The sequence below is a fragment of the Streptomyces sp. BF23-19 genome (assembly GCF_041106355.1).
Classification (GTDB): Bacteria; Actinomycetota; Actinomycetes; order Streptomycetales; family Streptomycetaceae; genus Streptomyces; species Streptomyces virginiae_A.
The window spans coordinates 1-12,106 of record NZ_JBGBPT010000007.1 but is presented as its reverse complement, the minus strand read 5'-3'; the positions used below and the strand labels follow the sequence as shown (position 1 = coordinate 12,106).

Below are 12,106 nucleotides of genomic sequence, written 5' to 3'. Positions count from 1 at the left end.
GGGTGGACGGGGATCGGACGCCGCCCCGGGAACGGCTCGTTTCAGGCGCTGTCCGCGATCCGCGCGGCCGCCCGCACCGGACCGGCGCCCCGGGGCGAGCCGGCACCCTCGGCCGGGTCGTCGGAGGTGTCCGCGGGCCGGCCGGCCGGCAGCAGGCCGTCGGCGGCCTCTCGGAATGCCGCCAGACCTGTCACCAGCACGTCCACCGCTTCCGGTGCCATCCTGGCGAGCACCGCCGAGAACGCCCGGGCACGGATCGCCCGCCGCTCCTCCAGCAGCGCCCGCCCCCGGGGGGTGAGGCGCAGCTCCACCTCGCGCCGGCTGCTCGGGTGCGGCGAGCGGGTCAGCAGTCCCAGGGCCTCCAGCCGGTCGCAGAGCCGGGTGACCGACGGCGGGCGGGAGCCGAGCACGGCGCCCAGGGCCCGCAGGTTGATGCCCTCGGCGCCCTCGACCGCGATCAGCGCCCGCATCTGCGACGGGGAGACGGCCGGAACCGCGCCGTCCTGGCCGTGGGCGTGCAGTACCGCGAGGAGTTCCGCTGCGGCTCCGAGGGCCGCGGCCGGGTCCTCGTGCGCACCGGGTCGACCGGGACTGGGCATACCACCACTGTGCCACCGTCCCGCTCGGCGGACTCCAAGACACCCTAGGGGGTGTCTTGTCGATCGAGCCCGCCATGATCGGCAAGACACCCCCTAGGAGCGGTCCGGCTCCGTTCCGGGTCGGCCGTGCCAGTCGAGACAGACGACCATGGCGTCGTCCGCGGCTTCGATGCCGCCCCGGTGCGCGGCCAGCTCCTCCAGCAACGCCCGGGGCACCTGCGAGGGCGGCAGCAGTCTGGTGTTCATGACGGCCCGGGCCAGCGCGTGCCGGCTGTAGGGATCGCCGGCCGGGGACAGGACGTCGTAGACGCCGTCGCTCAGGAAGAACAGTCGGTCCCCCGGCAGTACGCGGAAGCGCTGGACGGTGTAGACGGTGTCCTCGAACATGCCGAGCGGCAGCTGGGCTTCGAGTGGGACCTGCTCCACCGCTCCCCCGCGCAGGCGCCACAGCCGGGGGGATCCGGCGTCGATGACGTCGACCTCGCCGGTGTCCAGGCTGAAGCGGAGCAGCAGCATCGCCAGGTGCAGCCGTCCCTGGTACTGGCCGTACAGGGCCTGGTCCGCCAGGGAGGCCTGATCGGCGAGGTCGAGGCCGGCCCGCCGGGCGTTGCGCAGGGCGCTGACGGCGAGGCTGGTCAGCAGGGCCGCGTCGATGCCCTCGCCCATGCCGTTGTTGACGGTCAGTGTCAGGTGGTCGGCGGAGGCCGACCAGTCGAAGCTGTCACCGAAGACGGCGTACGCGGGCTCCAGCTGGCCGCCGAGGTCGTACTCGGGCCGGGAGCAGGAGCGTCCGGGCAGGAGCTGCCACTGCATCTCGGCGGCCAGCGTGAGCCGTCTGGCCCGCCGGGCCATGAGAAAGACGTCGGTGTCACGGTCGGCGACCAGGATCTCGTGGGCCAGGGCGGCCGCCGCGTCCCGCAACGGGCCGAGGAGTCCGGGGCCGTACGCGCCCGCCGCGTAGTGGACGCTCAGGACTCCCAGGCGGTCACCGCGCACACTCACCGGAAGGTGGACCGTGACTCCGTCCTCCTGGGTCACCACGTGCGGCTCCTGCGAACCGAAGGCCCGGCCCTCGGGACCGTTGTACGCCGACACGGACTCTGCGGTGAAGGGCTGCGCGGTGACGGGTTGGAGCCGGGCCGAGGCGTAGTCCGCCATCAGCAGCTCGGCGCTCCGTGCCCCGTGCTCGCGGGACAGGACGTCGCGGACCGTCTCGAACAGCCTGTGCGGGGCCGCGTCCCGCAGCGCGCGCTCCACTGCGTTGCCTTCAGTCACCGGTCCGGTACCTGCCTCTTTCGTCGACTGTCAAAATGGGGGCCCAGAAGCCGCCGGTTCGCCGGGGAAGGGCAGCCCGTGGGCCCGGTAGGGAGTGTCACATGAGCAAGCGGGAGAGCGGCTCCGGGCGACCCGTACGGTCGGCGGTGGCGGAAATGAGTGAGCTGATCGAGCTGCTGGAAGTGGTCTGGGAGCGGGGCCGCGACACGGTCAGCGCCCCTCCGGTCTCCTCCGCCCAGGCCAGGGTGCTGTTCCTGGTCGACCGGAACGGGGGGATGAACCTGACGGAACTCGGCCGGCTGTTGGAGGCGGCCCCGCCGTCGGTCACCCGGCTCTGCGACCGCCTGCAGGCCGTCGGATTCCTCGAACGGCACCCCGGGTCCGACGACCGGCGCGAGGTGCTGCTCCGGCTGACGCCCGCCGGCCGGACGTACCTCGAACGCCTGCGCGCGCGCAGGCAGGAGGCACTGGCCACGGCGATGGCCGCGATGCAGCCGGCCTCCCGTGCCGCGCTGGCGGTCGGGCTGGCCGACTTCTGCACGGCGGTCGCCACCCCCCTCAGACTGCCGGCCCAGCAACCCCTCACTCCCCGGAGCGCCTGACGCCGGGCGGGGAGCCGCGCCGCGCGGGCCCGGCCCCACAGCGGACGGCAGCGCGCACCGGGTCCCCGTCACCACAAGCGTGATCAAGCCATGTTTCCGTCACCCGACCGGCTCATCAGGACCTAGAGTGTGCGCGTGACCGAGCAGAATCCCGAACTCATCGCCGGCCGGTACCAGCTGGTCGAACGCATCGGCCAAGGCGGCATGGGCCGGGTCTGGCGCGGCCTTGACCAGCAGCTCTTCGGACGCGAGGTCGCCGTCAAGGAGATCCTCTTCCCGCCGGGCATAGAAGACGGCGACCGCGCCGCGCTGCTCCGGCGGTTCACCGGCGAGGCCCGCGCGGCAGTCACTCTCAGCCACCCGGGAATCATCACCATCCATGATGTCGTGGAGCATCACGGAGCACCCGTCATCGTCATGGAGTTGGTCCGCGGGGAGTCCCTGGCCGCCGCCATCCGCAGCCGTGGCCGGCTGCCCGTGCAGCGGGTGGCCGAGATCGGCGCGGCCATGCTCGACGCGCTGGCCGAGGCACACGCGGCGCGGATCATCCATCGCGACATCAAGCCGGACAACGTGCTCCTGACCAAGGACCGCGTCGTCCTCACCGACTTCGGCATCGCGCACCTCGCGGACGCCACGACCAAGCTGAGCCACAGCGGGATCGTCATCGGCACGCCTCAGTACATGCCGCCGGAGCAGCTCGAAGGCAAGCGCCCGACCCCCGCCAACGACCTGTGGGCGCTCGGCGCCACCCTCTACCACGCCGTCGAGGGACACCCGCCGTTCGATGTGGAGGGCCTCCACGCCCTCGCCGTGGCCGTGTTCACCCGCCCGCATCTGCCGCCGGTCCACGCGGGACCGCTGGCGCCCGTGCTGGACGCGCTCCTCACGAAGGATCCGGCGCAGCGCGTGGACGCCGCGGAAGCAGCCCGGATGCTGGCTTCGGTGCTGCGCCCCTCAACACCCCCGGCGGACGCGTCCACCAGGCACGGAGCAGGACACGAGGCCGCGCCGACTCCCCCACCGGATCCCCGGGCGAGCCCGGCGCCGACACCGACACCGACACCGACACCGACACCGACACCGGAAGCATCGGCGGAGCACGCGCCCGAGCAGGCACCACCGGCGGAGCCGACTCCCCACACCCCCACGGCCCTGGACTCCGACTCCGACTCCGCCGCCGACACCCTGCGGCATCCCGTGCCGGACCGGCCGACGGTCCCGCCGGTACCCGTACCCCCGGCCGGGGACCCCCGCACGCTCCGAGCGCCGGCCACGACGGAGCACGGCGAGGGAACGTCCACCCGTCCGCGCGCCCTCCCCCGGCGAGCCGTGGTCCTGGGCGCGGCACTGGCCGTACTTGCCACGGGCTCCGTCCTGACCTGGAGCCTCACCCGTGACGATGACGCGCCCCACGGCGGCGGGGCGGCCGGCAACGGCGCGGCGGGGTCCGCCGTCACCGTCGTGATCGGCGTGGACGCGCCGCTCACCGGTGGGTTGTCCTCGATGGGCGTCGGTGTCAAGAACTCCGCCGACCTGGCGGCAAGGACCGCCAACGAAACCCGGCACGTCCCCGGCGTGCACTTCGAGATCAAGGCCCTGGACGACGGGGCCGATCCCGCCAAGGGCGAGGCCAACGCCGCCCGGTTCGTGTCCGACGAGAAGGTGCTGGGCGTCGTCGGCCCCCTCAACTCCGGTGTCGCCAAGACCTTGGTGGCACCGCTCGCGCGGGCGAACATGGCCGTGGTGTCCCCGAGCAACACCGACCCCGTGCTGACGCTGGGCCCGGACTGGGCCGCGGGCACCAAGTCCCGTCCGTACTCCACCTACTTCCGCACCGTCGCCACGGATGTCGTCCAGGGGCCGTTCGCCGCCCGGTACCTGCACGGCGGCGCGAAGAAAACCAAGGTGTACGTGGTGGACGACGCGAGCGCCCACGGCACCGCCCTCACCTCCGGCTTCACGCCCGAGTTCGCGAAGCTCGGCGGGACCGTCGTCGGTACCGAGCAGGTCGATCCCGCGGAACGCGCCTTCGCGGGCCTCGCCACGAGGGTGCGGTCCTCGGGAGCCGACGCCGTCTACTTCGGCGGCTACTACGACACCGCGGCCGTCCTCTCCCAGCAGCTGAAGCAGGCCGGGGTCGACGTCCCCCTGATGGGCGGCGACGGCATCTTCGACCAGCAGTACCTCACGACGAACCCGAAGGCCGAGGGCGACCTCGCGACCAACATCGGCGTCGCCGCGGAGGAATCGGCGGCCGGCCAGGACTTCCTCACCCGGTACCGGAAGGCGGGCTACCCGGAGGCCGCCGGTTGGTACGGTCCTTACGCCTACGACGCGACCTGGACCCTGATCGAGGCCGTGAAGGCGGTCGTGACGGCCAACGGCGGCACTCTTCCCCCCGCCCCCGACACCAGGGCGAAGGTTCCGCAGGCCGTGACAGGACTCGCCTTCGACGGTGTCACGGGCCGCGTCGCGTTCGACGGGGACGGCGACACGGTCAACCGCCGGCTCACCGTGTACACGGTGAAGGACGGCAAGTGGGCCATGGTGACGAGCGGGCCTGCCACCCGCTGACGCCCGCCGGGACGCATCGTGCGCCGTGCGTTCCGTACCGTCGGGCGGCCGGCCGGCCGGGGGGCGGGCGGGCGGGCGGGCGGGCGACACACCACCGTGTCCGGGGGCGGTCAGGAAAGCCGGCACGCGTGGAACCGGTTGGAGTGGATGTTTCCGAACGACGCCGGGATCCGGGCGATGCCCTGGCCCGGGCGGACCGTTCGGCTCTGCCCCCGGTACTCGGTGCCGTTGTACACGGTGACGCACCGGCCCCAGAGCTCGCCGTTCCGGCGCCACGTCCCGGCGCTGTTCCAGACCGACTCACCGCCGTTGAATCCGACGTACGCGGTCGTTTCCGGGTAGCGCGGCATGTCCTGTGCGACGAAACTCGCCACGCCCGTGTGGTCGGGGCCCGTCCAGCCGCACACCCAGCCCGGCGCGCAGATCTCGGACGGGACAGGGCGGGCCGCCTGCGCCGGTACGGCGGCGGGGGCGAGGGCCACGCACGCCGCACCGGCGACCACGACGGCGGCCAAGGCGTGGACGGTCACGGGGATCACCGCCGCTCTCGGGAGGCCGCAGGCCGCGCGACGGCCTGCGGGGACTGTTCCATCGCACCCCCGTTCCGCCTTGATCGCACCACCGGGCCGTGCCCGGTGCCGGTCATAGCCGCCTGTGACCGCCGTCGGCGCCCTGTCGGCAGCTCCTGGCGGGTGCTCGGACCGGACCGGCCCTTCCTTTGCGCTCCGGCCCGTCCGGCGTTCGCTCGTGAGAGTGCCGTGGCCGTGTGGCTACGGGGGGCGTGCAGGTGGGCCAGGTGCGTCAGGTGGCGGTGACGAAGACGCTGTGCCGACCGCTGGCCCCGTCGGGGATGGTCCGGGCGCGCTGATCGGTCTGCACCTGGCCGGTGCCGTCGGTCGCGCGCACGGTGAGGTTGTGGCCTCCGGGTGTCGTCTTCCAGCGGAAGGACCACTGGCGCCACGTATCGGTGGTGGCCTGCTCGGCGAGCTCGGCCTCCTGCCAGGGGCCGTCGTCCACTCGGACCTCGACCCGCTGGATGCCACGGTGTTGGGCCCAGGCGACACCGGCGACGACCGTCACCGTGCCGGCGGTGGTCCGCGCGAACGGCTTGGGGGTGTCGATGCGGGCCTGGGTCTTGATGGGGGCCCTGCGGGCCCAATTGCGCTTGACCCAGTACGGGTCGTAGGAGTCAAAGGTGGTCAGCTCGATGTCCTGGATCCACTTGCAGGCCGAGACGTACCCGTACATTCCCGGCACGACCATCCGTACGGGAAAGCCGTGGTCGAACGGCAACGGTTCGCCGTTCATGCCCAGGGCGAGCAGCGCGTCGCGGCCGTCCATGACGTCCTCGACGGGTGAGCCCAGCGTCATGCCGTCGACGGAACGGGCCACCAACTGGTCCGCCCTGCCTCCCCGGGACGGGGGCGTGACGCCCGCCTCTTCGAGGAGGTCCGCGAGGCGGACCCCCAGCCACCGGGCACTGCCGACGTAGGGGCCTCCCACTTCGTTGGACACGCAGGTCAGGGTGATGTCGCGTTCGATCAACGGCTGCCCGAGCAACTCCTGGTAGGTGTAAGTGCGCGGGCGGGTGACGCCCTTGCCGTGGATCCGCAACCGCCAGGTGCCCGCGTCCACCTTGGGCACCACGAGCGCGGTGTCCACCCGGTAGAAGTCCTTGTCGGGGGTGGTGAACGCGCTGATGCCCGGGATACGGAGTACCGCGCGGGGCGGGACGGCGGCGGCCGGGGACGCGGGAGCGGGAAGCTGGACGGCTGCCCGTGAGGCGGCCGCCCCCTGGCCGGCGCGACCGGTCAGGGTCCGGCCGAGCACCCCGGCGCCGGTGGCGGCGACCGCCGTGACACCGGCGCCGATCAGGAACCCGCGCCGGTTCCGGCCGGTCGGCCCCACGGCGGGCCCGCCTTCGCCCTCGCCGTGCCCGGACGCCGCGGGGGCGACGGTCAGGTGGCCGACGAGCAGATGGAGGACGGCCGCTCCCGCCACGGCTCCGAGCAGTGAAGGAAGTACGTCGCCCAAGCCGCCCGAGTCGGGTCGGGTGAGCGCCGCGACCGCGCCGACCGCGCCGAAGGCCAGCACGCCGGCCGCTCCCGTACGCCGGTGTCGCAGGGCGAACAGGCCCAGCAGGGCCGCCAGCACCCCGATGGTGGCCAGGATCCCCAGCTGGAGGACCAGCTTGTCGCTCTCGCCGAAGGTCCGGATCGCGTAGTCCTTCAGCCCGGCCGGTGTCCGGTCGATGGCGGCTCCACCGACCACGGTGACCGGCCCGGCCTGAGGCCTCACGAGGGAGGCGACCAGCTCACCCACGGCCAGAGCCGTGAATCCGGCGAGCAGTCCGCTCGTCGCGGCGAGTGCGCCGCGTTCGACAGTCCTTCGGTTGATCCGCACGCTGGGCATTCGGCACCCTCCGCACCCTGGGTGGGCCACATCACCCGATCAAGTGAAGATCGACTTCTTGCTGACGCGGAGGTCGGGTCCGGGCGGCCCGAAGGCCGGTCCTCCGCCGACAAGCGAGGACCGGCCCCCGGGGCGGCGCAGGTCAGGCGTTGACGCAGGTGTTGCCGAAGGCCGGGTTGAGCAGCCCGATGACGCTGACGGAGTTCCCGCACGCGTTGACCGGGATGTGGATCGGGACCTGGATCAGGTTGCCCGACAGCACGCCGGGCGACCCGACGGCAGCCCCCTGGGCCCCGGCGTCCGCCGAAGCCATCGACGCACCGCCGACCACGACGGCCCCGGCGGCCAGGACGAGGGCTGCGTTCTTCAGAACACGCGACATGACGAGATCTCCTTGATCGGTACCCGGCGGCATCCCCGGTGCGGGGTTGCCGCGCGGCCCGGTGACCGGTCCGCACGCCCCATTCGTCATCGCGCGGGTCCCGGCTTGGCCACCCGAGCGGTGTTCCCCCGAAGGAGTGACCCGTGGCGCTGTCGGGCCCGCTCGGCACCCGGCTCTAGCACTCGCCCTGATGGCCGCGGTCTGGGGCTTCGGCGCCTGGCTGCTGCCCGAGCCGGCCTCGGTGTTGATGCGGAAGTTCGCCGTGGCACGGGTCCGTGAGCACGCGCCGGCCCCGGAGGCCATCGCTCACGCTGTGGCGGCGGGGCGGCGGTATCCGAGCCGGCAGCGTGTCGACCAGGAGCCGGCGGGCCGGAGTCGTTCACCGCTCGCGCGCGTGACGACCAGGTTGCCGTCCTCGAAGCCGACCCGGTCGCCAACTGCCAAGAACAGGGGGCGGTCCAGCTCGAAGGCGTATCCGGCGTCGGTTTCGAGTTCGTTCATGAGCACCGAGCGCGAGGCGGCTGTGGTCCCATCGGCGATCAGACGCATGCCCGGATGTTCCCACACGACCGCCCCCGGACGTCGACGCTCCTGCCGGATCACTTGCCGATGGGTCATGGTGGTGGGCTCCGCCGGGCGAGGTCCGCGAGCCGTTCGGCGAACGCTTCGACGAGGCCGCGTAGTTCATCCGGGCGTTCGATGACGAAGGGGCGGTCCATCGAGGCGAGTACGGCAGGCAGCCAGTCGAGCCGGTCCGCACGCAGTTCGACACGGCACCAGCGCTCCGTCACCGGATCCGCGCCGTCCGGCGAAGGCAGTTCCGCCACGAGCGCGATGCCGGCGGGCAGTCGGGTGTGGATCCGGTCGGCCGTCCCCTGGATCCGTAGGGTCACCTCATGCCGGTACGGGGCCGTGGCGAGCCCGGTCAGGACCCGCTTCGCCGCATCGATGCCGAGGGGTGGTTCGAACGTTCCGGACAGGGTCCTCGCAGCGGTGATGCGATCCAGTCTGAAGTTCCGATCCTCACCTGTCGAAAGATCCGCCGCGGTCACGTACCACTTGCCCGCGTGGGCGACGACCCCGTACGGGTGCAGGGTTCGCTCACTGCGTCGACCGTCGCCGGCGGTGTACCGGATCGAGATCGGCCGGTGATGGTGCACCGCGTCGGCGATCGGGAGGAGGATCGCGGGTTCCGGGGCGGCTGCCGCGCTACCGGGCGGATCCGTGAAGGCGAGGGAGCCGAGCACGGCTTCGAGCCGGCGGCGCAGCCGCTCGGGCAGCACTCGCCGGATCTTGGCCGCCGCCGTCTCGCTCGCCGTGTCCGTGGCCACGGTCAGGCCCGATCGCCGACCGGCGACCAGGCCGAGCAGTACGGCGAGTGCTTCGTCGTCGCTCAGCATGAGTGGGGGCATGCGGTAACCGGGGGCGAGCCGGTAGCCACCGTAGCGGCCGCGCACCGACTCGACGGGCACGTCGAGATCGACGAGCTGCTGTGCGTAGCGCCGTACGGTGCGTTCGTCGACGTTCAGCCGATCGGCGAGTTCGGACACGGTCCGCAGGCCACCCGACTGCAGAAGCTCCAGCAGGGTGAGGACGCGAGCGAGGGGGCGGGGCGGCATGACCGGAAGTCTCTCGCACATACCGGGCGGGAACCGCCCGGTATTGGTCGTAGCGTGCGGTCACGAGCACCGACCGGCCAAGGAAGAAGACCCATGCACTTCGTATCCACCCGCATCATCACGGGCGATGTCGCCCGTCTCGTCGGCTTCTACGAGCGCGCCACCGCGGTGTCCGCCACCTGGGCCAACGAGGACTTCGCCGAGCTGAGGACCGCCTCGGCCACCCTCGCGATCGGCAGCACCCGCACGGTCCCCCTGTTCGCGCCCGGCTCCGCCCGCCCGGCCGACAACCACAGCGTCATCCTCGAATTCCTCGTCGACGACGTGGACGGCGTGTACAAGAACCTGAGCGGCCTCGGCTTCGTCGAGGAGTTCGTCAACGAACCGACCACCATGCCCTGGGGGAACCGCACGCTCCTGCTCCGCGACCCTGACGGCAACCTCGGCAATTTCTTCACCCCGGTCACGTCGGCCGCCATCGAGAGGTGCGCTCGCTGAGGACGGCACGGCGGCCCCGCGGCCGGGTGCTTGCCCGAAGCACCCGAATCGCCCGGCTCGCTGGTGCTGTGGCCGGAAAGGTTTGCCGGGGCGCGGCGTCCACTGCGGTGCATCGCAAGGCGGAGGGCCGCGCGCCGTACCGGAGGTACTTCCGTGGTCCGACAACGCGGCGAGGTGCCGTACCGGGCGCCGCGACCCGGTGGACCCTTCCGGTCACAGCACTAGCATGCGACGCATGGCCATCAAACTTGAGAACGTCGGCATCGCCGTTCGCGACCTCGAAGCAACGGTCTCCTTCTTCACCGACCTCGGCCTCACGGTCGTGGGCCGTGACACGGTCAGTGGTGAGTGGACCGACACGGCCGTCGGCCTGGATGGCAATCACGCCAAGATCGCGATGCTCCAGACCCCGGACGGTCACGGTCGCCTCGAGCTCTTCGAGTACATCCACCCCGAAGCGATCGAGACACAGCCCACCCTTCCCCACGAGATCGGCATGCATCGCGTCGCCTTCTCGGTCGACGACATCGACAAAGCCCTTGAGACAGCAGCACGGCACGGATGTCATCCGCTGCGCGGTGTGGCGACCTATGAGGACGTCTACAAGCTGACGTACCTCCGCGGTCCCAGCGGCATCCTTGTGATGCTCGCCCAGGAGCTGAAGAAGGACGCCCCCTCGCGCGAGGCTGCTGCCCGCGAGGACTGAACAAGTGCGCCGGCGCGATCGGCGGACCGGCGGACCGGTGCGGGCGCCGGCCGGGCCGCTGAGCGGCCCGTCCTTCAGCGGATCAGGCGTGGACCGAAACCCATTCGGTGCACTTGCGCTCGCTGCCCTTCGCGACGCACCCGCGCAGCTTGTACGCGTGCCCCTCGGGCAGGTTGCCGGAAACGACCTTCATGTAGATCGCCTTGTGGCCGCGCGTGGAAGCGATGCGCCCGGTGCTCAGCTCGGCCTCGACCGCCCAACCGTCGGGGCTGATGTCCTTGGCGATCAGGGAGTCGCCCGGAATGTTGGGCGCGGGCTGCGGATCGGCGTTCCACCGGGCGAAGCCCATGTCGTGGCCGTCCGTGGGGCTGACGAGGTTCATCGTGAACGACCCGTCCCCCGACCTCGCGGCAACGCCCGAGATCCCGGTCCTGGACACGGAGAAGTCGATGTCGGCCGAGAGGTCGCCCACCTCGTCCGCGCTGGCGGTTGCGGCCCCGGCCGTGAACGCGACGCCGACGAACAGGGCGGCCGAACCGAGGACCGCGCCGAGGCGCTTGTGTATCGAACCCATGATTTCCTTTGTTCCCGCGTGCGACGGCACACCGCCGCACGCACGCTCTCCCGCCGGCCTCGAACATCGCCGACGGTCGGTCAACACCACTGTAACCAGAGCCCGTTGGGAACCTACCGGCGGGTACCGGTCGAACCGTCATACCGGCCGAGCGACTTCGGCGGCATCCAGGACGGCATTCAGGAGCAGTGGGGTTACCGGGCTTGGGGAACATCGGCCGGTGGTCGACGCCGACCGTGACAGGGGGCGGCCCCACGACACCGAGGCGCCGGGGGCCGATCCTGCTTCACCCGCGAGCCGCGTGGGGGCTCGCGGGGCGATGTCAGGTCCTGTCGCGCTTGTCGCGCAGGGAGTCCTGGATTCCGCGGGCGCGCTCCTCGGCCTCGCTCAGGGCTTCCTTCGTCTTGCCCTTGGCCTGGTCCGTCTTGCCCTCGGCCTTCATCCGGTCATTGCCGGTGACCTTGCCGACGGCCTCCTTGGCCTTGCCCTTGGCCTGATCCATCTTGCCCTTGTCTGCCATGGTGAACTCCTTGGTGTAGGAAATCTCGACGGGCCCAAACTAGGCCGAAACCGACAAACGTGCGCGGCGAGGCCGGCGGTCGACGCATGTCTTCGAGCTTCAGGCTCTGGGCCGTACGCGTGAACATCGGCGGGTTGCCGTCACAGCGGAGCCCGGGCCGCGGATCGGGCTGTTCGGTCCGGTCGGCACGACCTCGGTTCCGACAGGCCGTCTGCCCCGTCTCCCTTCTCCCATGCGCAAGACTTCGCTACTGCCCCGCCTAGGCCGTCTCTTTCGGATCTTGTCGGTCAGGTCCGCGTCGTCCGGTGCCGTGCCTCGGCGTGCTGCCGGGGCTGCCGTGTA

General features: G+C 71.7%; 13 protein-coding genes. 4 read left to right on the top strand and 9 right to left on the bottom strand.

Annotated elements, in window-relative coordinates; translation table 11 throughout:
* Positions 1–41: 41 nt before the first annotated feature.
* A complete protein-coding gene (locus tag AB8A24_RS06095; RefSeq protein ID WP_369475042.1) occupies positions 42–599 on the bottom strand; it encodes a MarR family winged helix-turn-helix transcriptional regulator in 558 nt (185 codons plus the stop codon).
* Positions 600–692: 93 nt separating this feature from the next.
* Positions 693–1,874 carry a PP2C family protein-serine/threonine phosphatase gene (locus AB8A24_RS06090; protein WP_328964925.1) on the bottom strand — a complete coding sequence of 394 codons (1,182 nt, stop codon included), beginning with the start codon at positions 1,872–1,874 and terminating at the stop codon, positions 693–695.
* Between the two features lie 101 nt (positions 1,875–1,975).
* Here AB8A24_RS06090 and AB8A24_RS06085 point away from each other — a divergent pair, with 101 nt between their 5' ends.
* Complete coding sequence (locus AB8A24_RS06085; RefSeq protein ID WP_328964924.1) at positions 1,976–2,476, top strand: MarR family transcriptional regulator; 501 nt, start codon at positions 1,976–1,978, stop codon at positions 2,474–2,476.
* Between the two features lie 135 nt (positions 2,477–2,611).
* A complete protein-coding gene (locus AB8A24_RS06080) occupies positions 2,612–5,053 on the top strand; it encodes an ABC transporter substrate-binding protein (RefSeq protein WP_369475040.1) in 2,442 nt (813 codons plus the stop codon).
* Positions 5,054–5,163: 110 nt separating this feature from the next.
* Here the strand turns inward: AB8A24_RS06080 and AB8A24_RS06075 are convergent, their stop codons facing one another.
* The 5 genes from AB8A24_RS06075 to AB8A24_RS06055 all read right to left on the bottom strand — a co-directional run bounded on the left by AB8A24_RS06075 (position 5,164) and on the right by AB8A24_RS06055 (position 9,466).
* Positions 5,164–5,583: a hypothetical protein gene (locus AB8A24_RS06075; RefSeq protein WP_369475038.1), complete on the bottom strand. Its 420-nt coding sequence runs from the start codon at positions 5,581–5,583 to the stop codon at positions 5,164–5,166.
* Between the two features lie 271 nt (positions 5,584–5,854).
* Positions 5,855–7,465, bottom strand: a complete 1,611-nt coding sequence (locus tag AB8A24_RS06070) for a molybdopterin-dependent oxidoreductase (RefSeq protein WP_369475036.1) — start codon at positions 7,463–7,465, stop codon at positions 5,855–5,857.
* Positions 7,466–7,607: 142 nt separating this feature from the next.
* The gene (locus AB8A24_RS06065; protein ID WP_328964920.1) at positions 7,608–7,847 is read right to left on the bottom strand and encodes a chaplin; all 240 of its coding nucleotides are present in this window, start codon (positions 7,845–7,847) and stop codon (positions 7,608–7,610) included.
* 306 nt (positions 7,848–8,153) lie between these two features.
* Positions 8,154–8,396: a hypothetical protein gene (locus AB8A24_RS06060; protein WP_369475034.1), complete on the bottom strand. Its 243-nt coding sequence runs from the start codon at positions 8,394–8,396 to the stop codon at positions 8,154–8,156.
* A 65-nt stretch (positions 8,397–8,461) separates the two neighbouring features.
* The gene (locus AB8A24_RS06055; protein ID WP_369475032.1) at positions 8,462–9,466 is read right to left on the bottom strand and encodes a helix-turn-helix transcriptional regulator; all 1,005 of its coding nucleotides are present in this window, start codon (positions 9,464–9,466) and stop codon (positions 8,462–8,464) included.
* Between the two features lie 93 nt (positions 9,467–9,559).
* Here AB8A24_RS06055 and AB8A24_RS06050 point away from each other — a divergent pair, with 93 nt between their 5' ends.
* Entirely contained in the window at positions 9,560–9,964 is a 405-nt protein-coding gene (locus tag AB8A24_RS06050) for a VOC family protein (RefSeq protein WP_369475030.1), read from the top strand.
* Between the two features lie 235 nt (positions 9,965–10,199).
* A complete protein-coding gene (locus AB8A24_RS06045; protein ID WP_328964916.1) occupies positions 10,200–10,670 on the top strand; it encodes a VOC family protein in 471 nt (156 codons plus the stop codon).
* An 82-nt stretch (positions 10,671–10,752) separates the two neighbouring features.
* Here AB8A24_RS06045 and AB8A24_RS06040 read toward each other — a convergent pair whose 3' ends face one another.
* Together AB8A24_RS06040 and AB8A24_RS06035 are read right to left on the bottom strand one after the other, a co-directional pair.
* Positions 10,753–11,244 carry a hypothetical protein gene (locus tag AB8A24_RS06040; protein ID WP_328964915.1) on the bottom strand — a complete coding sequence of 164 codons (492 nt, stop codon included), beginning with the start codon at positions 11,242–11,244 and terminating at the stop codon, positions 10,753–10,755.
* Positions 11,245–11,566: 322 nt separating this feature from the next.
* On the bottom strand, positions 11,567–11,764 hold the full coding sequence (locus AB8A24_RS06035; protein ID WP_266386765.1) for a CsbD family protein: 198 nt from the start codon (positions 11,762–11,764) through the stop codon (positions 11,567–11,569).
* Between the last annotated feature and the right edge of the window lie 342 nt (positions 11,765–12,106).

Excerpts from the sequence above, each read along its gene's own strand:
- AB8A24_RS06040 (WP_328964915.1), bottom strand. The coding sequence starts at position 11,244 with ATGGGTTCGATACACAAGCGCCTCGGCGCGGTCCTCGGTTCGGCCGCC.
- AB8A24_RS06055 (WP_369475032.1), bottom strand. The coding sequence starts at position 9,466 with ATGCCGCCCCGCCCCCTCGCTCGCGTCCTCACCCTGCTGGAGCTTCTG.
- AB8A24_RS06050 (WP_369475030.1), top strand. The coding sequence starts at position 9,560 with ATGCACTTCGTATCCACCCGCATCATCACGGGCGATGTCGCCCGTCTC.
- AB8A24_RS06085 (WP_328964924.1), top strand. The coding sequence starts at position 1,976 with ATGAGCAAGCGGGAGAGCGGCTCCGGGCGACCCGTACGGTCGGCGGTG.
- AB8A24_RS06045 (WP_328964916.1), top strand. The coding sequence starts at position 10,200 with ATGGCCATCAAACTTGAGAACGTCGGCATCGCCGTTCGCGACCTCGAA.
- AB8A24_RS06035 (WP_266386765.1), bottom strand. The coding sequence starts at position 11,764 with ATGGCAGACAAGGGCAAGATGGATCAGGCCAAGGGCAAGGCCAAGGAG.
- AB8A24_RS06060 (WP_369475034.1), bottom strand. The coding sequence starts at position 8,396 with ATGCGTCTGATCGCCGATGGGACCACAGCCGCCTCGCGCTCGGTGCTC.
- AB8A24_RS06065 (WP_328964920.1), bottom strand. The coding sequence starts at position 7,847 with ATGTCGCGTGTTCTGAAGAACGCAGCCCTCGTCCTGGCCGCCGGGGCC.
- AB8A24_RS06095 (WP_369475042.1), bottom strand. The coding sequence starts at position 599 with ATGCCCAGTCCCGGTCGACCCGGTGCGCACGAGGACCCGGCCGCGGCC.
- AB8A24_RS06070 (WP_369475036.1), bottom strand. The coding sequence starts at position 7,465 with ATGCCCAGCGTGCGGATCAACCGAAGGACTGTCGAACGCGGCGCACTC.